The 371-nt window shown below is 70.1% G+C and carries 1 pseudogene; it reads right to left on the bottom strand.

Annotation, left to right across the window (positions count from 1 at the left end):
• Positions 1 to 371 (bottom strand): annotated as a pseudogene (gene carB / locus AB4Z02_RS19345) (carbamoyl-phosphate synthase large subunit); the annotation flags it as partial.

Genomic DNA, 371 nt, shown 5'->3' with positions numbered 1-371 from the left:
GCGTCTCGCCGTCCGGCACGTCGCTGAACTTGCGCACGACGCGGGCGGCGATGCCGTTGCGGTTGAGCACCTCCGCGGTGCCTTCGGTCGCGAGGATGTCGAAGCCGAGCTGCTGGAGGCGCAGCACCGGCAGCACGATCGAGCGCTTGTCCCGGTCGGAGACCGAGACGAAGGCGGTGCCGCCGAGCGGCATGCCGCCGTACGCGGCCGACTGGCTCTTCGCGAACGCGCGGGGGAAGTCCTTGTCGATTCCCATGACCTCGCCGGTGGAGCGCATCTCCGGCCCGAGGACCGAGTCGACGATCTGGCCTTCGCGCGTGCGGAAGCGCTTGAACGGGAGAACGGCCTCCTTGACTGCGACCGGCGAGTCC

This window comes from Pedococcus sp. 2YAF34 (assembly GCF_052114585.1).
Taxonomy (GTDB): domain Bacteria; phylum Actinomycetota; class Actinomycetes; order Actinomycetales; family Dermatophilaceae; genus Pedococcus.
This window is presented reverse-complemented; position numbering and strand designations above follow the sequence as displayed.